18 protein-coding genes are annotated in these 20,058 nt (G+C 43.3%); 11 read left to right on the forward strand and 7 right to left on the reverse strand.

Annotated elements, in window-relative coordinates:
- The first annotated feature begins 6 nt into the window (after nucleotides 1-6).
- Both ACN222_RS20220 and ACN222_RS20225 read left to right on the forward strand, forming a co-directional pair.
- Nucleotides 7-687, forward strand: a complete 681-nt coding sequence (locus ACN222_RS20220; RefSeq protein ID WP_010998185.1) for a hypothetical protein — start codon at nucleotides 7-9, stop codon at nucleotides 685-687.
- 11 nt (nucleotides 688-698) lie between these two features.
- Nucleotides 699-1,706, forward strand: coding sequence for a glutathione S-transferase family protein (locus tag ACN222_RS20225; protein ID WP_010998186.1), 1,008 nt, complete (start codon nucleotides 699-701; stop codon nucleotides 1,704-1,706).
- Between the two features lie 72 nt (nucleotides 1,707-1,778).
- Here ACN222_RS20225 and ACN222_RS20230 read toward each other — a convergent pair whose 3' ends face one another.
- Complete coding sequence (locus ACN222_RS20230; protein WP_010998187.1) at nucleotides 1,779-2,009, reverse strand: hypothetical protein; 231 nt, start codon at nucleotides 2,007-2,009, stop codon at nucleotides 1,779-1,781.
- A gap of 273 nt (nucleotides 2,010-2,282) precedes the next feature.
- On the opposite strand from ACN222_RS20230, the gene ACN222_RS20235 reads away from it, so the two are divergent.
- The gene (locus ACN222_RS20235) at nucleotides 2,283-2,486 is read left to right on the forward strand and encodes a hypothetical protein (protein ID WP_010998188.1); all 204 of its coding nucleotides are present in this window, start codon (nucleotides 2,283-2,285) and stop codon (nucleotides 2,484-2,486) included.
- An 87-nt stretch (nucleotides 2,487-2,573) separates the two neighbouring features.
- Here ACN222_RS20235 and ACN222_RS20240 read toward each other — a convergent pair whose 3' ends face one another.
- The 5 genes from ACN222_RS20240 to ACN222_RS20260 all read right to left on the reverse strand — a co-directional run bounded on the left by ACN222_RS20240 (nucleotide 2,574) and on the right by ACN222_RS20260 (nucleotide 8,191).
- Nucleotides 2,574-3,119: a DUF2382 domain-containing protein gene (locus ACN222_RS20240; protein WP_010998189.1), complete on the reverse strand. Its 546-nt coding sequence runs from the start codon at nucleotides 3,117-3,119 to the stop codon at nucleotides 2,574-2,576.
- Between the two features lie 138 nt (nucleotides 3,120-3,257).
- On the reverse strand, nucleotides 3,258-4,193 hold the full coding sequence (locus ACN222_RS20245) for a DUF2382 domain-containing protein (protein ID WP_044522071.1): 936 nt from the start codon (nucleotides 4,191-4,193) through the stop codon (nucleotides 3,258-3,260).
- Nucleotides 4,194-4,543: 350 nt separating this feature from the next.
- Complete coding sequence (locus ACN222_RS20250; RefSeq protein ID WP_010998191.1) at nucleotides 4,544-5,389, reverse strand: DUF2382 domain-containing protein; 846 nt, start codon at nucleotides 5,387-5,389, stop codon at nucleotides 4,544-4,546.
- A 104-nt stretch (nucleotides 5,390-5,493) separates the two neighbouring features.
- Nucleotides 5,494-7,395 (reverse strand): transketolase, encoded by a 1,902-nt coding sequence (locus ACN222_RS20255; protein WP_010998192.1) that lies wholly within the window; start codon nucleotides 7,393-7,395, stop codon nucleotides 5,494-5,496.
- 592 nt (nucleotides 7,396-7,987) lie between these two features.
- Entirely contained in the window at nucleotides 7,988-8,191 is a 204-nt protein-coding gene (locus tag ACN222_RS20260; RefSeq protein WP_044522074.1) for a hypothetical protein, read from the reverse strand.
- 183 nt (nucleotides 8,192-8,374) lie between these two features.
- Between ACN222_RS20260 and ACN222_RS20265 the strand changes: the two genes are divergently transcribed.
- Nucleotides 8,375-9,247 (forward strand): S-methyl-5'-thioadenosine phosphorylase, encoded by an 873-nt coding sequence (locus ACN222_RS20265; protein ID WP_010998194.1) that lies wholly within the window; start codon nucleotides 8,375-8,377, stop codon nucleotides 9,245-9,247.
- 132 nt (nucleotides 9,248-9,379) lie between these two features.
- Here the strand turns inward: ACN222_RS20265 and ACN222_RS20270 are convergent, their stop codons facing one another.
- Nucleotides 9,380-10,363 (reverse strand): YgfZ/GcvT domain-containing protein, encoded by a 984-nt coding sequence (locus ACN222_RS20270; RefSeq protein ID WP_010998195.1) that lies wholly within the window; start codon nucleotides 10,361-10,363, stop codon nucleotides 9,380-9,382.
- 132 nt (nucleotides 10,364-10,495) lie between these two features.
- Here ACN222_RS20270 and ACN222_RS20275 point away from each other — a divergent pair, with 132 nt between their 5' ends.
- The 7 genes from ACN222_RS20275 (at nucleotide 10,496) to ACN222_RS20305 (ending at nucleotide 19,896) form a co-directional block, all read left to right on the forward strand.
- Entirely contained in the window at nucleotides 10,496-10,831 is a 336-nt protein-coding gene (locus tag ACN222_RS20275; protein WP_010998196.1) for a hypothetical protein, read from the forward strand.
- Between the two features lie 640 nt (nucleotides 10,832-11,471).
- A complete protein-coding gene (locus tag ACN222_RS20280) occupies nucleotides 11,472-13,280 on the forward strand; it encodes a fatty acyl-AMP ligase (protein ID WP_010998197.1) in 1,809 nt (602 codons plus the stop codon).
- Nucleotides 13,281-13,290: 10 nt separating this feature from the next.
- Nucleotides 13,291-15,099, forward strand: coding sequence for an acyl-CoA dehydrogenase (locus ACN222_RS20285; protein WP_010998198.1), 1,809 nt, complete (start codon nucleotides 13,291-13,293; stop codon nucleotides 15,097-15,099).
- Nucleotides 15,068-15,448 carry an acyl carrier protein gene (locus ACN222_RS20290; RefSeq protein ID WP_010998199.1) on the forward strand — a complete coding sequence of 127 codons (381 nt, stop codon included), beginning with the start codon at nucleotides 15,068-15,070 and terminating at the stop codon, nucleotides 15,446-15,448. Before ACN222_RS20285 ends, ACN222_RS20290 begins: the two co-directional genes overlap by 32 nt.
- Nucleotides 15,449-15,578: 130 nt before the next feature.
- A complete protein-coding gene (locus ACN222_RS20295; protein WP_044522076.1) occupies nucleotides 15,579-17,042 on the forward strand; it encodes an MBOAT family O-acyltransferase in 1,464 nt (487 codons plus the stop codon).
- Nucleotides 17,043-17,050: 8 nt separating this feature from the next.
- Entirely contained in the window at nucleotides 17,051-17,992 is a 942-nt protein-coding gene (locus ACN222_RS20300; protein ID WP_010998201.1) for a hypothetical protein, read from the forward strand.
- A gap of 95 nt (nucleotides 17,993-18,087) precedes the next feature.
- On the forward strand, nucleotides 18,088-19,896 hold the full coding sequence (locus ACN222_RS20305) for an HTTM domain-containing protein (protein ID WP_044522078.1): 1,809 nt from the start codon (nucleotides 18,088-18,090) through the stop codon (nucleotides 19,894-19,896).
- The last annotated feature ends 162 nt before the right edge of the window (nucleotides 19,897-20,058 follow it).

Raw genomic sequence — 20,058 nt, forward strand, 5'->3', positions numbered from 1 at the left:
GAAATCATGGTCAGAAAAATTGCCTTTGGGGTGCTGTGGTTAGGGTTTACGTTTTATGCTTTTGTCCTTGCTCCTCCCGATCAACCCGATACATTTGAGCTAATCAAAAACTTGTCCACCGGTCAATGGCAAGGTGTAAATCCCCTAATCATCGCCTTATTCAACCTCATGGGTATCTGGCCTATGATTTACAGCGCCCTCATGTTTATTGACGGTAGAGGGCAAAAAATCCCAGCTTGGTTATTCGCCACAGCTTCATTTGGCGTAGGTATTTTTGCACTATTGCCTTATTTAACTTTGCGAGAACCCAATCCCCAATTTCCTGGCACAAAGAACACCTTAATTAAACTATTAGATTCTCGCGTGACTGGTATGATTCTCACTATAGTCGCAGCGATTTTAGTAGCCTATGGTTTACAGCAAGGAGATTGGAGCAACTTTCTCCAGCAATGGCAAACCAAGCGCTTTATCCATGTCATGAGCCTAGATTTTTGCCTACTTTCGCTATTATTTCCAGCATTGTTAGGAGATGATATGACGCGGCGCGGTTGGCAAAAACCCCAGTTATTTTGGGTATTTGCTTTGATTCCTCTATTTGGCCCGTTGCTTTATCTGTGCTTGCGTCCACCACTACCAGAAGCAAGTGTAGATTTACTATCTAGTCAGCCGCAAAAGGTAGCAAGTTAGGCAATTTAATCATGACAGGTATCAGTAAGACTCAGAAAAAAGGCAAGTCATTACCACCTAAATTGATTATTGGGTTAGGTAAGTTTGTGTGGACAACCCTTTGGCAAATCATGATGTCAAAACTTGCCCCCCGTAATCAATCAGGAGAATATATTCGTCCTAGTAGCCAGTTTAGGAATTCTGTCAAAACTGGAGAAGATAGCCCCTACCAACCAGCCACAGGACGTTACACTCTCTATGTTGGTTTGGGTTGTCCTTGGGCGCACCGCACGCTAGTAGTCCGGGCGTTGAAAGAACTAGAGGATACAATTTCGGTATCTATTGTTGTTCCCTCTCCCGATTCAGGCGGCTGGGTGTTCAACACTCCAGAGGAAGGTTGTCAGACTTTAGCGGAATTATATGCCCTAGCAGAACCTGGCTATAGTGGACGCTCTACTGTGCCGGTGTTGTGGGACAAAGAAACCAAAACTATTGTCAATAACGAGAGTGCAGACATTATCGTCATGCTGAACTCTGAATTTAATGAGTTTGCGAAGAATTCCACACTGAATCTTTATCCTGAAGAACTAAAACAAAAGATTGACTGGTGGAACGAGAAGATTTACGCCAATGTCAATAACGGCGTATATCGTTGCGGTTTTGCCCAAACCCAAGAGGCGTATGACAAAGCCTGTGATGAATTATTCACCACCTTGGATGAGATTGAGGTTGCACTTGCCAATAGTCGCTATCTTTGCGGTGATCAAGTCACTTTAGCCGATGCGCGCCTATTTACAACATTGTTCCGTTTTGACATTGTTTATTACGGCTTATTTAAATGTAATCGCCGCAGGATACAAGATTATAAAAATTTAGGCGCATATCTGCGTAACTTATATCAGCTAAAGGGCGTTGCTAGTACCTGTGATTTAGACAGCATCAAGCGGGACTATTATGGGAATCTATTTCCGTTGAATCCTGGTGGTATTATTCCCTCTGGGCCAGATATGGCATATTTATTAAAACCGAGCGATGTCTAAAGACAAGACGAAAAGCGATCAGCTACGCTGGTCGGAACGCCATCGCCACAACAAAGGCAATGTAGGATCAAATTAACCCGCACTCAAATTTGCAGTTGTGATTTGTCTATCTACAACTGTTGATTCTGTAAAAGGATCAGTAGGCTGGGGAGTGGGAACATCAATGTTCTCATAACGATTAGCAGAATCATTCAAGTCATCATTATTTCCCAAGTCTCCTTCATTCTGGTTACCACTAATAATACTTGGGTCAGACGATTCATGAACTGACAAATTAATTAACTTTCTCGGTTCTTGATTCATGTTTACCTCTTTATACAAATTGCTTAGTTGATTTATCTTAATTATTGTTCATCTAACGAGCAGTAACTTCTAACAAATGATATATTTATTAGCGCGCTCATTTTTATTATTTATTATTATTTTTGCCAAGACAAAAGTAATAGTCTACTTTTTAAATTTTATATCTAAAGGCTAGATTATCGAATAAAGGATACGAGTCTTACGATAGGTAGTTTCTCATAGTTTAAATGTTTAAACTGAGTATAGTTGAATATAAAAATGAGGTAAAGTATTATGCCTAGTGGTCACGCTAGCCATAAAGGCACTGGTGATAAACCTAACATTAATGCCAATGGAGTAATTGGTGATGCTGCTGATAAATCAGTAGAACCAGAAGAACTTCTACCTGAAAATCTGACAAATACAGAAACTCTGAGAACTGATGAGTACGTCGATTTTCCTCCAGCTACCCAGCGACCAGAACAGGAAACAAAATAATTCGTAATTGGTAAAGCATAATGGGTAATTAGTTGATTAGTTACCCATTACGCATTTACATAAAGTATTGACTTTTGACTTCCGGTACTAGGTATCAGCCGATTTTTCGTGTTTTGATAGCTGACCATGAGAGCAACGGTCAAACCACTCTTGGTATTTCTTTTGGTGTTCTTCGTCTTCAACAACAATAGAGACTCGTACCTGTTGACAACCATGTTTGCGTTCTAGAGCGATCGCATTTAATAATAAACTAGCAATTTTAGGAGAGCTAAAGCTACCACTTACCGTTAAACCACCATTCCAACCTCGTAGTTCGTGGCTAGCATTTTGAGCTAATTCAATGCCAGTAATCTCACCTTGGCTTAAATCGATCTCTGCAAGTTGCTTGTGTTCTGGGCCTATTTGTTCCACAATCAGCTTTTCGCGCCGTACAGGAACTTGCACCATCTGAGTTTCGATTACCTTACGGACAACGACCTCACCAATTTTCTGCCTACTTATATCAACTAAGAGCCTTTCTTCCAGTAAGCGAATGTTCTTCTCTTCCTCAATTATATGGTGATTGTTTTGCTCACTTGAATTATCAGTTATTGGTTGGTGAATTGGTATTTCTGCGGCTAAATTATCGGACATATAATCTACTTTTAAAACTTATCTCTAGAGTTATTACAAGTACAGGTAAAGCTAATATTGATAATAAAAAGCCTTACTTACCTGTACTGCATTAGGACGAGTTATTAGATAATGACTAATAACTCTATTGATGAACAATTAGCGTTCTTCAATGGGAAGACCAGGAGCATTCACGTCTAATTCTTCACGACGGATTTTTTCTTGAGCTTCCACAGTTTCATGCTCGACAACTTTTTGAACTCTAACTTCTTCCCGTACGAAAGCTTCTTTGCGAATGTCAGGAGTTTCTTCATGAAGTTCTACACGGGCAACTTCGCCTTCACGGAAGTCAGCAGTACCAGGAGCAACAGACCTACCAGCATCATCTGGCGTAACGCGTTCAATCACCACGCGTTCTCTTTCCACGGGTACTGCAACCCGTGCAGTTTCCGTTTCTACGTGCTTGCCAACAGCTACTTCACCAGTTTTTTGACGGCGTTTATTGGCAATTAGCCGTTCTTCATAAAGTCTCAGCGTTTGGTGATCTTGCTCATTAATTCCGAACAAAGCAGGCTCTTGCTCGTAATTGTAAGTGTCACGGGTATAAGTGGGTGTTGCTGGCGTAGTTGTTTTATAGCTTGTGTCTAGAGGTGTAGAAGCTTCTAGAGGTGTTCTGCTTTCCAAAGGTGTGGATGTTTCCAAAGAAGTTGATCTGTCTGCGCTTGTATTAGCGTAACTGGGATTACGATATACTCCGCGTACTCGTTCTTCATAATCGTAATCAACAGCTAAACGGTCGTTGAATTCGGGTAAATTTTCAGCTTGGTCTCTGGTCATCCCAATTGCATAAACACGACCAGCGCCATAATCAATACGAGAACGACCCACTGGTAGTAATACTTTTTTACCAAAAATCCAAAAACCTAAGTCAACGATTAAATAGCGGAAGTGGCCTTCATCATCCACTAAAACATCGTTGACAGTACCAATTTTTTCATCGCTTCTTTCTGTATAGACACCAAGTCCTTTAATGTCGTTACCTTGAAAGGAGTCTTGATAATTAGGATCAAAATCAGCTAACTTGTAAAGTGCCATGTGATTCCACCTCAAATATATAAAATGCCTCTTAATCACTAACCTAAGTATTTATGATTTAAATTGCCTCTTTCTAGCGAATGAAGTCAGTTTTTAAATAAAAAATCAAAAGTAATAGATATTTTAAATTAATAAAATATTTTTTAGTTGATAGAGTGCAAATAAAGAATCATTCGCTATTTATGTCATTACTTTTCAGGAGATTAAAACTATAGCAATCAGATTTTATTGTTAAAAAACTATCTCTGCAAGATTATTCCTGCCTGCTTTATAGTGACTATGGTGGGCATTGCCCACCCTACGTATACTCCAGAAAGCAAGCAAGTATCATCTATCTTTTAACTAATTTTTCAACCATTTTCATGTCTTTCCACATTAGTTTCATTGACGAGTAAATTACCAGCAGTATCAATATCTAACTCTTCCCGACGAATTACATCTTGGGCTTCAACGGTATCGCTTTCTACTACTTTTCTTACCCGGACTTCTTCGCGTACAAAAGCTTCTTTGCGAATTTCTGGGGTTTCTTCGTACAATTCGATGCGCGCCACTTCCCCTTGTTGAAACTTAACCTCTTTGGGATCTACTATCGTATCTGGCGATGTTGGTGCGGCTCTTTCAATTACTACACGTTCTCTTTGAATAGGCACAGCCACCCGTGCGTTTTCTGTTTCAATGTGTTTACCAACAGCTACTTCACCAGTTTTGACACGATGCTTGTTAGCAATTAATCTTTCTTCGTAGAGTCTGAAAGTTTGATGATATTGCTCATTCAAATTATATAAAGCTGGTTCTTGCTGATAGTTGTATGACTGACGGTCATAAGTTAAATTGCTAGTCTGTGTCCGAAAGACACCGCGTACTCTTTCTTCGTATTCTTCATCAACTGCAATATTGTCGTGATATTCAGGTAAATGTTCTACTTGTTCTTTGCTCAGTCCGTCAACATAAACGCGTCTTTCTGGATAATTGATCTGGGACAGCCCAATTGGTAGTAAAATTTTCTTGCTAATTGAATCATCAATATGAGTGTCAATTACTAGATAACGAAAACGTCCTTCATTATCAACTAAGACATCAGCGATCGCTCCAACTCTCACGCCACTTTGGGTATAGAGTTCTAAAGCTTTAACATCATCCCCACCAAAGGTTTCTCTGTAGTTAGGGTCAAATTCTTCAAGTTTATAAAGAGGCATAAACTGTTACCAATTGTGCAAGATAGAATAATCTGTCTATCAGCTTAAAAAAGTTTTGTCTCGTTTCCCTCTGGCTGACGACTGAAGTCAGTTGACAGATTTTATTAAGGATGTATTGAAATTCTGGCACCAATAGGATGTCTGACTTGCAATTTTACGGCTTCGACGATCGCATCAGCGTCAATTTTGGCTGCATGGAGTAATTCTTCTGGTGTGCCAGAACCTGGCATATTATGAACTGCTAACTTAATTAGTTGCAATGGAGGGCCATCGTAGCTAGAAAGGTTACCAACACCAGCAAAGGCATCCAGTACGGCTGCACCTAATCCGCCTTCATGCCAATGGTCTTCGACGACTACTAAATTGCCTTCTGTGTCATTGGCTGCTTGATGCAGAGTCTTTACGTCAATGGGTTTAACAGAGTAAGCATCGATGATGCGGACTATAATGCCTTCGTTTTTGAGGTGATCGCCTGCTTTGATGGCTTCGTGTAAAGTTATACCTGCACCAATGATGGTGGCTTGGTCTTGGTCGGAACTACGAATAACTTTACTGCCGCCGATGGGAAAATCTTCTTCAGTTCCGTAGATCACTGGTGTATTTTCTCTGGTGGTACGCAGATAAACAATACCCTGGAGATCGCTCATCTGTTCTACTAATTTCGCTGTTTGATTGGCATCACAGGGGTAGAGTACGGTACTATTCCACACTGCTCGAAAGGCGGCTAAGTCTTCCAATGCCATTTGTGAAGGGCCGTCTTGACCAATGGATACACCCGCGTGGGAACCCACTAATTTAATATTGGCGCGAGAGACAGCAGCCATCCTCACAAAGTCGTAGGCACGACTTAAGAAGGCGGCGAAGGTCGAAGCAAAGGGTTTATACTGGCGTACTTGCAAGCCAACAGCAGCTGCAACCATTTGCTGTTCGGCAATGTACATCTCAAAGTATCTTTCTGGGTAAGCTTCGGCAAAATCTTCAGTGTAAGTGGAATTGCTCACCTCTGCATCCAGGGCAACAACATCAGGTTGAGCAGCACCTAAGGCTTTGAGAGCATCACCATAGGCGCGACGGGTGGCAACTTCTGCACCTTGTTCATAGGTTGGTAGTTGGAAGGGTTGGGGGTTAGCTAATGCGGGTTGTTCTGGCTCCGGTTTGGCTACTTGAATAGTAATCTGACGTTCACCACCTAATTCAGCGATCGCTTGTTTTGCTGCATCAGGCTTTAAAGCTTTGCCATGCCACCCACCCAAATCTTCCAAAGATGCTACGCCTTTACCTTTTTTGGTACGGGCAATAATTACAGTGGGGCGATCGTTAATACTGACAGCAGCGCTAAAGGCTTGGTCAATTTCCGTCAAATCGTGACCATCTATTTCTATTGCTTGCCAACCAAAAGCCTTGGCACGATTAGCATAGGCTTGAGTATTCCAGCCTAGTTCTGTCTGACCCCGTTGACCAAGGCGGTTAACATCGATAATGGCAATGAGGTTGTCTAGGGTGTAGTGTGCGGCATGGTCGAAAGCTTCCCACACTGAACCTTCGGCTGTTTCACTGTCACCTAATAACACCCAGACGTTATAAGGTAGCTGGTCTAAATATTTCCCCGCTAACCCCAACCCCACACCGATGGGTAATCCTTGCCCTAAGGAACCAGTCGCCACATCCACCCAAGGTAATACCGGTGTGGGATGACCTTCCAGACGGCTGCCCATTTGTCGTAGTGACATTAATTCCTCATCAGTGATGACCCCAGCCGCTTTATACATGGCGTAAAGTAAGGGTGCAGCGTGTCCTTTTGAGAGAATAAAGCGATCGTTATTAGGGTGATGTGGATTGTCAAAATCGTAGTGAAGATAATTAGTTAATAAAACCGCCATTAAATCGGCAGGGGACATGGAAGAAGTAGGGTGGCCTGAAGTAGCGCCAGTTGTGGCGCGAATACTATCTATTCGCAATTGTTGCGCTAATTCATGCCATTGGTGTAGTTGCTCTTGTATAGTCATAAGCTATGAAGCTTTTAAATTACATAGTCACTTGTATGGTTTGTTAACAGTTGACAGCCAACACGAAAAGATGTGAAAGTTAAATAGATTCTTATTATGTAAATAGAAAAAATTTTTATAAGAATCTGATTTGATTATTGGAAAAATATAAGTATCTGTAGGGTATGTAATGCCCATCCTACGTATATTTCAGAAATCAAGTATGAATCCTATAGTCAATTTCTATTCAACCAAGACAAGACATTCGTGCTATTTAGTTCACTCTAGAGAGTTAAAAGATTAATTACTTCTTTCTAATGGAATAATCATTTTTTCTTCCAAAAGTAGTAGAAAATTAACAAAAATAAAATAATATTCAAGGCTAGAAAGTTCACAGACCTATAGAAGACAATTCAAAGCACCAGAAGGTAATACTAAGTTTAAGGATTTATGCAACATAGGGAAACCTTAGGGGCTTACATCTGTAAGCCCCTACCAAGGTATCTGCCACATTCTTTTTTCAAACAGATCTTAACTATTAAGTTAAGGCGATCGCCTACACTTATCTTGGTGGTTTATTTTGAATTGGTTTATTAGGAATTTCTTGTTGCCGTTAATCTACCACCTTGAGCAATCCGTTTTGCAAAGCAGTAAATACTCGGCTGATTTGCTGTCGCTCACCTTCGCTTAAACCGTCTTTGGAGAGCAGTGTAGACATTAATAACTGCTGATCTCGGCGTGAGATTCTGCCAATACTAAAAATGCGCTCAAAAACTGTTTCTAAATTGATTTGGGTTGAGGGGCTAGTAATTTGCATATTCCTCACCAAAATTTATGTTTTTTAAATTTATCCCAAGAGAATAACAATTTTCTGTAAAGTCTGACATGAGTAGGCACACGGAATAGCAAATGCTCAATATTTATAAGCTTTATGCCTCCTCTGATACTCGCCTTTTAGGTACAATAACTGGGCAGTTCTGCAAGCAACAGGTAAAGAATCATGGCTCACGCACAGATTGGGATTATTGGTGGTAGTGGTCTCTACAAAATGGAAGCCCTGAAAGATGTAGAAGAAGTACAAATGGAAACGCCTTTTGGTTCGCCCTCTGATGCGTTGATTTTGGGAACATTAGATGGAACAAGAGTAGCATTTCTAGCACGGCATGGTCGTAATCACACGCTGTTACCTACAGAGTTACCCTTCCGTGCCAATATTTATGCTATGAAGCAATTGGGTGTGGAGTACTTAATTTCAGCTAGCGCCGTGGGTTCGTTGAAAGAAGAAGCTAAACCACTGGATATGGTAGTCCCAGACCAGTTTATTGACAGGACGAGAAATCGAGTTTCGACGTTTTTTGGGGAAGGTATTGTGGCTCACATTGCCTTTGGTGACCCGATTTGCAAAAATTTAGCTGGAGTTTTAGCTGATGCGATCGCATCCTTAAATTTACCAGATGTCACACTCCACAAAGGTGGCACGTATATTTGCATGGAAGGCCCGGCATTTTCCACCAAAGCCGAATCAAATCTATATCGTAGTTGGGGTGCAACAATCATCGGCATGACCAATTTACCAGAAGCCAAGTTAGCTAGAGAAGCAGAAATCGCCTATGCAACTTTGGCATTAGTCACAGATTACGATTGTTGGCATCCAGACCACGATAGTGTCACCGTGGAAATGGTAATTGGTAATTTACTACGCAATGCAGTTAATGCTCAAAAAGTTATTCAAGAAACCGTGCGGCGCTTGAGTGAAAATCCGCCACATAGTGAGGCTCATTCGGCTTTGAAATATGCGATTTTGACCAATCTAGAGAAAGCACCTGTGGCGACAAAAGAAAAGTTGGGCTTATTGTTGCAGAAGTATCTATAATATCTTGTCTGTTTCAATACTGGTCATATTTGTAGTGATGGGTAATGGGTAATGGGTAATGGAAAACATAATTAATTACGCACAGGGTTAAGGGTTTTAAACATTTACACCCCTATACCCCTATACCCCTTTTTAAGGGTATTCATGAGAAACAAAGGGGATAGCAACTACTTCTCCCTCACTGTTTCCTACCTGCACTTTTAAACCCACACCACCAGCTTTGCTACGAATGTAAGCTAGACCAAAATAACCATCAGGAGTTTCTGTATAACTGGTGAGTTTACCAACTTTTTCATCACCAATATTAATACTATCGCCAATTTCTGCCGGAGCGTTAAGACGGATACCCCAAAGATGTTGTTTGACACCTTTATATGTATTTAATCTAGCGATGGTTTCTTGCCCGATATAGCAACCCTTGCTAAAAGAAATAGTCTGCCATAAACCCACTTCCAACGGGTTGTAATCATCAGTTAATTCTGCATCTGGTGCTGGTCTTCCTTGTAATATGCGTAAAGTATCCCAAGCGCGATCGCTTAATTCTACCGCCCCTGAGTCGAGAATTTGCTGCCATACTTGCTGTTTTTGGGACACTGGCAAAATCAACGTATAGCCAGGGGAAGCCAAACCACTACCCACCGCAGCGACGACACCGCCATCGATAGTAATATGATTGCCGTGGGGTTGACCGATAATTTCTCCCGCACCCAATTTTTCTACTACAGCGTCACTACCTGGGCCAATAATACTCAAAGTTGCAGTTTCATCAGTAATATCAGTTAACTGCACCTTATCAGCAAAGAAGATGTAACGATCCAGCCATTGCAGCAAAAACTCCCGACGACTGGAGGAAACTAAAAGTATGACTGCATCATTAAGAACATAGCTACTCACCAAATCTATAGTCCGGGCTGTAGATGTCACCATAACTGTCTCACAGCCCTGTCCTGGCTTCAGACTCTGGAAATCATTGGTACTTTGATTGTGTAAAAACCGCAAACGGTCATCATCAGAAACACGGATAAGTCCCCAATTGGAGCGATCATATACAGCAACTTCTGCTGTTGCGGCTTGGATAGCGGCTGTGTCTTTACCGTCTAAGGCAGATGTCGGCATGATAGTCAAGCGTTAAATTTAATTTATGTTAAATAAGGACGGAAGTAATTACTTTAGATATATCCTAATTTCAATTGACATATCTAAAAATATATTTTGTCCTTTAGATGCTAACGTTATCCCCAAAAATGAATGCTCCATTTTCATGTTTTATCTGAGTTCTCCCGTGCCAACTGTATCGGTATTTGTGCGTTTCTTGTCCCAGCCAATTTACTCGCTACATTGTTAACAATTATCCTAGCTGTCGTAGGTCGCCCAACCCATCAAATTTGGCAAGCCGTCAGCCTAGCTAGTGTTTTTGCAACTTTGATGATTTTACACGTATATACATGGTTCCAAATTGGCGTGGTCATGGCTCCTACGTATATTTTGTTAGGTTTAGCGATCACTTGTTTGGTCAGTAACTTTGCCGTAGTAATTCTACATAAGCGCTACTTTTATCAGCACAGTATTTCTCAAAACGCCTAACATCCAGACTTTAGTTGGGAGAAGGGAATGTTGAATGGTGATTCAGAATGTCTCCCTCATCTCCCTAATTACACTATCTTGGCAACCTAGCATCAAACTCTCAGCGTAACTCCCTTCGGGTGACGCTCCTAACGTCGCTAACGCTGCGCTAACACCAGTCGCCTGCGGTTCGTGCAGCGTCTCGTAGCAGAGAGAAACCCTCCCGCAGCGCTGGTTCACCGCGCTAACCTCAGCGCCCCCCTGCGTTTAACAGTCCCCCATCAACTCACCACGAATTTACGCAAAGGGATACCAAGTAATTATAAATTTTCATAGTAAATTTATAATCTCTCTTCACCCCCACATCAATAGAGAGACGGTAAATGCTTACAAAATCAATACTTTGCTTCATCTACACTTACTTACATTTGCAGATCACTTATGGTGTAAATTTATTTTTTTAGTGAAAACACCGAGTAATATCTTCCGATAAGTAGATGGTTGTGTCAATATTACTGAATCAATAGGTAACAAAAATCCCTGGCAAGCCTATATCCGAAAGCAGCACATCTGCAAAAAGTAAGATATGTGATGCCATAGTTTCCAGATAAGTTTTGGAAACACCAAATGACTCACTGCCTAACTATCCAAGAAGTTGCCAATGACAAACGTCTCTACCCTGGTTGAACTGCTACGCGCTCGTGCTAATCATGAGCCGGACAAGCTCGCCTATATGTTTCTCATCGATGGGAAAACAGAAGGCCCAAAGTTAACATACGCAGAATTGGATCGTCTAGCCCGTGCAATTGGTGCATTATTGCAGAAACATAATGCTAAAGGTGAACGTGTTTTGCTGCTGTACCCCCAGGGATTAGACGTGATGGCAGCATTTTTGGGTAGTCTTTATGGTGGAGTCATTGCCATCCCTGCACCTCCTCCTGATGCTGGTAGATTGAAACGGGCTTTGCCTCGGTTACGGGCTATTGTTAAGGATGCCAACGCTAAATTTGTCTTCACCAACCAGCACCTTTTGGGTGTTCTGCAAGCAGCCAAGTTAGATTTTCCCGAATTTGAGGAAATGACTTGGTTTGCCAGCGAAGACATCGATTTAGAACTAGCAGACCAATGGCAAGACCCTGAAATTACTCCAAATACCCTGGCATATTTGCAGTACACATCAGGCTCGACTTCCACACCAAAGGGTGTGATGATTAGCCACCACAACATCATGCACCACTGCGCTTATCTACAAAAAGCTTGTGGCTATGATACTGAGAGCGTTTCCATCACCTGGATGCCATATTTCCACGATTACGGGCTAGTAGAAGGGTTGACCGTACCCATTTACAACGGTCATCCTTGCTATGTTATGTCCCCTATGTCCTTTATTAAACAGCCTGTACGTTGGTTACAAGCAATTTCTCGCTATCGCGGTACTCATAGTCAAGCTCCTAACTTTGCTTATGAACAGTGCATTCGCCGCGTCACCGATGCACAACTAGCTACCCTGGATCTCAGCAGTTGGGTAGCAGCCGGGAATGCCGCCGAACCAATTAACCCTAGAGTGTTAGAAGAGTTTTTTGAGAAGTTCGCCCCTAGTGGGTTCAAGTGGGAAACCTTTGCACCCGCTTATGGATTGGCAGAAAATACACTGTTGGTTTCTACCAGCCCCAGAAATACACCACCTGTCCTGTGTTTGGTAGAAAAAACCAAAATTGAGCAGAACAAAATTGTGGAAGCCACTACCTGGGACGATGGAGTCCGGGCTATCCCTGGATGCGGTCGCTTAGTTTGTGAGACGCAAGTGGCAATTGTCAATCCAGATACTTTGACTCGTTGTGGGACGGATGAAGTAGGCGAGGTATGGGTAGCAGACCCTAGCGTGGCTGGTGGTTATTGGCAACGCCCCCAAGAAAGCGAAAGTACCTTCCGTGCCAAGATTGCCGGGAATAATCAAGTCTCTTTCCTCCGCACAGGTGACTTGGGCTTTATCAAGGGTGGTGAGTTGTTCATCACCGGACGGATCAAAGATTTGATTATTATCCGGGGGACTAACCATTATCCCCAAGACTTGGAATGGACTGTACAGGAAATTCACCCAGCCCTTCGCCCAGACTATGGTGCAGCCTTCTCCATCGATGTGGATGGAGTGGAACAACTGGTAGTCGTCCAGGAAGTTAAACGCAAACCAGAAGAAGAGTTTAACTCAGATGAGGTATTGACCAATATTCGGCAAGCGATCGCCGAAATTCATGAACTGCAAGCATACGCTGTGGTTCTTGTCAAGCCTGGTAATGTTCTCAAAACCTCCAGTGGCAAAATTCAACGACGTGCCTGCAAAGCCAGTTTCCTCGCCGGTGAGTTGGAAGTTTTAGCCGATTGGAGCGAAAACCCCAAATACACCGCCAGCTATCGGCGACTACAAGGGGAAGTAAATTCTTTGCTGGAAAAGGTGCAAGTTACTCACTAAGGAGAAAATTATGCAGCCACTCAAGCAATATTGGATCGCAGAAGCATTAGAGAAAGATTTGGGCGACCCTAGCAACCCAAATAATGTGATGTCGTTTAAGCAGGTAATTGACCTGGACGAACGAGAAGAGTTTCCCCATGAGATTATTAATTGGCTCTATAACTGGAAACTCCAGCACTATTACATCCCTACAGAATGCGGCGGTGAATTTACCTCCTTTGACGAGTTTATCGCCTTTGTGCGCGTCCTTTCCCGCCGTGACCAAACCGCAGCGATCGCCTTCACCACCATGTTCTGGTCATACCTGACATGGATGGCAGGCACGGACGAGCAGAAGCGCACCCTAGCCAGCTTCATGAAAGATGCCAACGGGGCTATGTGTCTGGCTTATTCAGAGAAAGCCCACGGTAGCGATTTACTCGCCAGTGATGTGAGAGCGACAAAAGCCCCTGGTGGCTACATCCTCAACGGCGAAAAATGGCCGATTAACCGCGCCACCATCTCCGGGGTTACCTTCGTCCTAGCCAAAACCGACGAAGAAGGCGGAGCGCGTAGCCTCTCCCTATTCATGATAGAAAAGAGCAAAATCGACCCCGCCAACTATAGCCACCTACCAAAAATCTTTACCCACGGTGTGCGCGGTTCAGATATGAGTGGGATCAAATTTGAGAACTGCTTCATCCCCGAATCTATGCGGTTGGGGGCAGAAGGGGCAGGACTAGAACTAGCACTCAAAGGCTTCCAAATCACCCGCGCTTTATGTGCCGCCTTTTCCCAAGGGGCTGCTGATACTGCCCTGCGGACTACCCTCAAGTTTGCCTTGGGGCGGCAGTTATACGGCAAGACCGTTTATGATATGCCCCAACCCAAACGCACTTTAACAGATGCGTTTCTGGATATCCTGATTTGCGACTGCGCCACCATTGGCGTTACCCGTGGGTTTAACACCATGCCAGAGCAAATCAGCGTCTGGTCAGCCGTGGTGAAATACTTCGTCACCACCAACCTAGAAACAGTCGTGCAGAATGTCTCCGTCGTTTTAGGTTCACGCTTTTATATGCGTGAAGAACACGACTATGGCATTTTCCAAAAAGTACTGCGGGATAACGCCATCATCAGTATGTTTGATGGCAGTACTGTAGTTAACCTCCATGCTTTGTTGCTGCAACTACGTCAACTCGCCAAGTCCCGCGCCAGAAATGCTGGACGCAACCAAGAAACCTTACAAGCACGTCTAGCAGCCACCTTTGACTTAACCCAAACCTTACCCGCTTTTGATGGTAAGAAGTTGGAACTAGTCAACCGGGGTGGTGATGACGTTTTGCAAGGATTAGGTTTAGCCCTGACATCTTTAATTGATTTAAAGGCAGACTCCAGCCTCAATTCCGAAGTATTGCAGCAAATTATCCAACTAACCGAAATAGTACAGGAGGAATTAAACACTCTTGATCATCAGATTACAGAGTCTACCTTCCAGTTTGGGCATGAGCAAGCACCAGAAGTCTTCGACATAGCCAAACAATACTGCGTCCTGCACGCGGCTGCTAGCTCTGTCTATATGTGGCTTCACAACCGCCATCATTTGGGAGACTTCTTTAGTCATGGCGAGTGGTTGGCACTCGGCCTCCGCAAACTACTGTTAACCTTCCGCCCAGCTAAAGCCTTACCAGGGCGCATTGATGACGCAGCAGTTGCCCAAGAGTTAGTCCGGTTGTACACCGACAATCGGATGTTTTCCATCGTTCCCTTCCAATTAGCAAACCCTCAACTACAAGAGACTAAAACTGATGCAACTCAAAGACTCCAACTCCAAGCCTAGTACTAATAACGCCGTTGACACTATCCAAGGGTGGTTAGTTAACCAGATTGCCACACAATTAAACATCAATGCTCAAACCATCAAAGTTACTGAACCCTTGACTCGCTACGGTCTAGATTCCATTGATTCAGTCACTATCGTCGGTGAATTGGAAGATTGGCTTGATGCAGAACTACCCCCTACCTTACTCTGGGATTACCCCACCATTGAAAAAGCGTCTCAATATTTGGTGAACGAAGTAGGTGTAACACCTGCGGAAACAGCAACGGCTGAACCCGCTACCAAACCTCAAGAAGCCCCCAAAGAAAAAGCCTGGGGTGGTCTGTGGAACAAAATTAGTGGCAGTTAATTAATTCGTAATACCCTACGGGTTCGCGGTAGTGTTGCGTAGCAAAGGCTAACGCCTACGTAATTCGTAATTCCCATCTTAACGACGAATTACGAATTATTAATTATCAATTATTCATGGGGGATGTTAATTGAATTTCTCAGAATTTTCTTTCTGGTGGGTGCTGCTACTTTTTAGCATCCCTTTCTTTACAGTCCGGTATGTTGCCAAATCATTGAACCTGTGGAGAGGAATCTTTGATGCAGTTGGTTTGGCAGCAATTTCTTCCCTATTATTTGTCAACGCTTCTCGTTCTAGTTTTGCCATCTTCGTCTGTGAAATCATCTTCAACTACGTCATGGTGTGGTTGATGTTGCGTCAACAAGGATGGAAAGCTAAAGCGATCGCTACTACTGTCATCATTATAGATATTGCTATTCTTGCCTACTTCAAATACCTAAACTTTTTTGTTGAAGATGTTTTAGGGTTGTTAGTCCCAGGATTAGCCGACAATTGGCAATCCAAGAGTATTCCCGGTATGGGTTCCATTCCCCCAGGATTGTCTTTTTACACCTTCCAGATGGTGGCGTTTGTTGTTGACTCCTACACCAGCCGCAAAAAACGTGCTATTGGCGCATTAGATTATCTCAATTTCGTCTCCTTCTTCCCCCAAGTGGTGGCAGGCCCCATCGAACGCCGGGGTGATTTGTTTCCCCAAATTGAGTCATTCCGCTTTAAATTTACTTATGACAACTTTGAAACAGGCTTTCGCTGGTTGTCGTTAGGACTATTCATGAAGTTTGTCCTAGCAGATAATATTTCACCTTATATCAAATTAGACCAAGCCCAAAACCCTTGGCTAGTATGGTTCTTTGCCTTCTTATTTACATTACAAATTTACTTTGACTTCGGCGGCTATAGTTTTATTGCTCTGGGTTTAGCAAAATTTTTAGGCATCAACTTAACTATTAACTTTTTGGCTCCTTACACATCCCAAAGCATTAACGAGTTTTGGCGCAGATGGCACGTCACACTTAGTACTTGGTTTCGGGATTACGTCTTCTTACCTCTCATGGGTAAGAACAAACAGTGGGCCCCATTTTATCTATTTCTCACCTTCACCCTTTCGGGATTCTGGCACGGAGCCGCGTGGAACTTTGTCTTCTGGGGCGCATACCACGGGCTATTGTTATTAGTTATACGTTACGCCGGACGACCTTTTTACAAACTTGTTGGACAGCAAAGGTTCCTCATGCCACAGTTTATTTCCTGGGCATTAACCTTCGGTTCGATCATCTTGGGATGTCTGTTTTTTATGGAAACCAAGACACCAAGACTATTAGAGAAGTTGCAAACAATCCTGAACCCTTGGACATATTCTTTAGCCAATCTTGGCGAAGCCATGAGTTTCTTCAGTGGTAACGAAGCGATCGCACTAGGATTTACTCTAGCATTAGCCATCACCTTGTTACTCATGGAACACATTGGAGTCTGGCAACAACGGGCGTGTGAATATGACTTGTTACTCTCTCCCTGGGTTTCGCGGGTGCTATTAGCGTTAACCGTCTTACTAGCTGCGAATACACCATCGCCCTTTATCTACTTTGAGTTCTAAGGAATTATATGGCTGCTCTGAAAAAATTTCTACAGCTTAATAGTTGGTTGGCGATCGCCGTTTTAGCCTGGGGTGTTGGTTACTTATACAATGCTCGTTATGGGGGCGAACTCAGTTGGCTACGCATCATGTATGAGCAGAAAAAAGCGATCGCAAGTGAAGTCCAAGCTCCCCAACGGATTTTGATTGTCGGTGGTTCTGGGGCGCACTACACCGTAGACGCAGGATTGATGCAGCAACAATTAGGCATCCCGGCTCTCAACATGGCCACAGATGGCCCAGTCGGCTTAAATGTCATCCTGCCCAGTGTCGCCGATAGCATTAAAAAAGGTGATATTGTCGTACTAATACCGGAGTATCTCATCTTAAATGATAAAGATGGCTTTGGCGATCGCTCTGGTCAGTTTAGTGTAGCCATTGGTAAACCCGGACTTGGGGGTGTTCCTGCCAAACAACTAGCCCAAGATATCATGTTGCTTGGTGTTCCTACCTTGCGCGCAGTTACCAAGTCATCTGTAGAATTAGTAGAAAAAGGCCGCTTCACTGGTTATTACTCCGATCCCATCACTGCGAATGGAGACCCTACAGTGATGAAACAGCGCCTTAAGTCAGCTTGGTGGCAACTAAAAATCCAAGAGCCAGTTTCTCCCCAGGCTTTACGACGTATTCGCCAGTTTAAAAAAGAAGTTGAAGCTAAAGGCGCAACTTTAGTTCTCGGACTTTCGTGGATTTACGCCAGTACTGATACTAAAACCATCGGTAATATCAGCAAAACTGCTGAGAAACTAAGTGAAATTGCCCCTCTACTCTACGACAAACAAACCTTGAACGTAAAAACCGATTCGAGTCTGTTTGCCGACACCCACTATCACCTCAATCCTCCAGGTCGCCGCACCCGCACCACCGAGTTAGTAGAACAACTCAAGACCCTCAATATTATTCGTAACTAATCCGCAGGTACAGGGCAAGGGGCAGAGAGAGGAGCAGAGGAAAAATATTGACAACTAACAACTGACAACTGACTCTTACCTCCACACTTTTAATTATGGTTGCAAATGAAGGAATATCCAAAAACATATTGACAAGGAAGCTAGATGATGTATTTGGGCTGGATTTGCGATCGCTAGCGGCTTTTCGCATCGGTATCTCATTAATTCTTTTGATCGATTTGGGCATTCGTTTCAGTGATTATATCGCCCACTACACCGATGCAGGCGTTATGCCCCGCGCCTTACTGGCAGACATCAGCAAACCTTGGCACTGGTCACTCCATGCCATGAGTGGCGAACCCATCTTTCAAGCGGTATTGTTTGGCATTGCGGCTGTGATGGCGCTCCTGATGCTAGTGGGATATCGCACGCGGATTGCCACGATTGCATCTTGGGTTTTGCTCATCTCCCTCCACAACCGGAATCCGGCATTAATTTTTGCCGCCGATGATGTGTTGCGTGCGCTGATGTTTTGGGCAATGTTTCTGCCCCTGGGTGCTAGTTACTCCATTGAAAGCGCTCTGAATACTAATACGCGCAAGTTACCGGAAAGGGTGGTTTCTGGGGCTACTTTTGCCTTAATTTGCCAGCAGTGTTTTATTTATATATTCTCTGCTGCCTTCAAAACTAAAAGCCCAGTCTGGGTTGATGGTAGTGCTGTTTACTATTCTCTCAGTTTTGATCAATACACCACTCCTCTCGGTCATTTTCTGCTCAACTTCCCGCCACTATTAACCCTGTTTACCTACGTTACCTTGGTGCTGGAATGGGTAGGGCCGTTATTGCTGTTTATTCCCTTCCGTAACAGCTTCTTTCGGATGTGTGCTGTTACTACCTTCGTCTTGCTGCACGCAGGATTTGGCTTAACTTTGAACTTGGGCATCTTCCCATTTTTAAGTATCTTCAGTTGGTTAGCCTTCCTCCCCAGTTCCTTTTGGGATGGGCTACACAAGCGCCTGCAAACACCAGAACATAAAGGCTTGACAATTTACTTCGATGCCGATTGTGGTTTCTGTAAAAAAGCAGTACATCTGTTGCGGACACTCTTGATTTTGCCAGGAACGCCGTTACTCATGGCGCAAGAATACCCAGATATCCATACTGATATGCAAACCTACAATTCCTGGGTAGTGGAAGACTGGCAGGGAAACCGACATTTCAAATTTGAGGGAATAGCCTACATCGTTAGTCTCTCACCTGTATTCCGCTTTCTGGTTCCCTTGCTCACATGGAAACCAGTCATGGCAGTAGGTACAAAATTTTATGAGGTAATTGCTTCTAACCGCAAAATAGCAGGTAATTTCACCAAACCCTTTAAATTCAAACCAATACAGATACGCTCATCACGGATTCTGAATATTTTGGCGCTGTTATTGCTGTTGTATACTTTTGTCTGGAATATCAGTAGTTATTCCCCCGATGCCTTTAAACGCAAGGTTTGGCAAAGTACAGAATTCATTGGCCGGGCTACACGCCTAGACCAATCTTGGAGTATCTTTGCGCCCGCACCACCGAGAGATGACGGCTGGCACGTAATTCCGGCTCGTTTGCAAGATGGAACTGAGGTTGATATTTTCCGGGGAGGAAGTCCAGTAACTTGGGATAAACCAGACTTGGGTTTACGAAGTGCCATCTACCAAAATATGCAGTGGCGTACTTATTTTATTAATTTGAATCGGGCAATCGGTAAAAAGCTCTACCCATTTTACGGAAAATATCTGTGCCGTACTTGGAATGCTCAACATACTGATGGGCAAAGTCTGAAAAGCTTTGATATTTATTTTATGAGTGAGCGTACTGTACCGCCAGGTAAACAGCAAAATGTTGAGAAAAAACAGACTTGGCAACAGTCTTGTTCTCAATAGTTTATTTATTATGTGGTTGGTAATGGGTAATTGGTTTTTACCATTACCAACACTACAGATATTCTCAATGTTCAAACGAATATACAAGAACTGTTGCTGTTGACGGTTGACAGACTTGAAAGCCCTGTGTTATGAGGATTTTATTTTAGCTTGATGTCCTAA

Origin of the sequence: Anabaena sp. FACHB-595 (assembly GCF_048568275.1) — a bacterium.
Lineage (GTDB): Bacteria > Cyanobacteriota > Cyanobacteriia > Cyanobacteriales > Nostocaceae > Trichormus.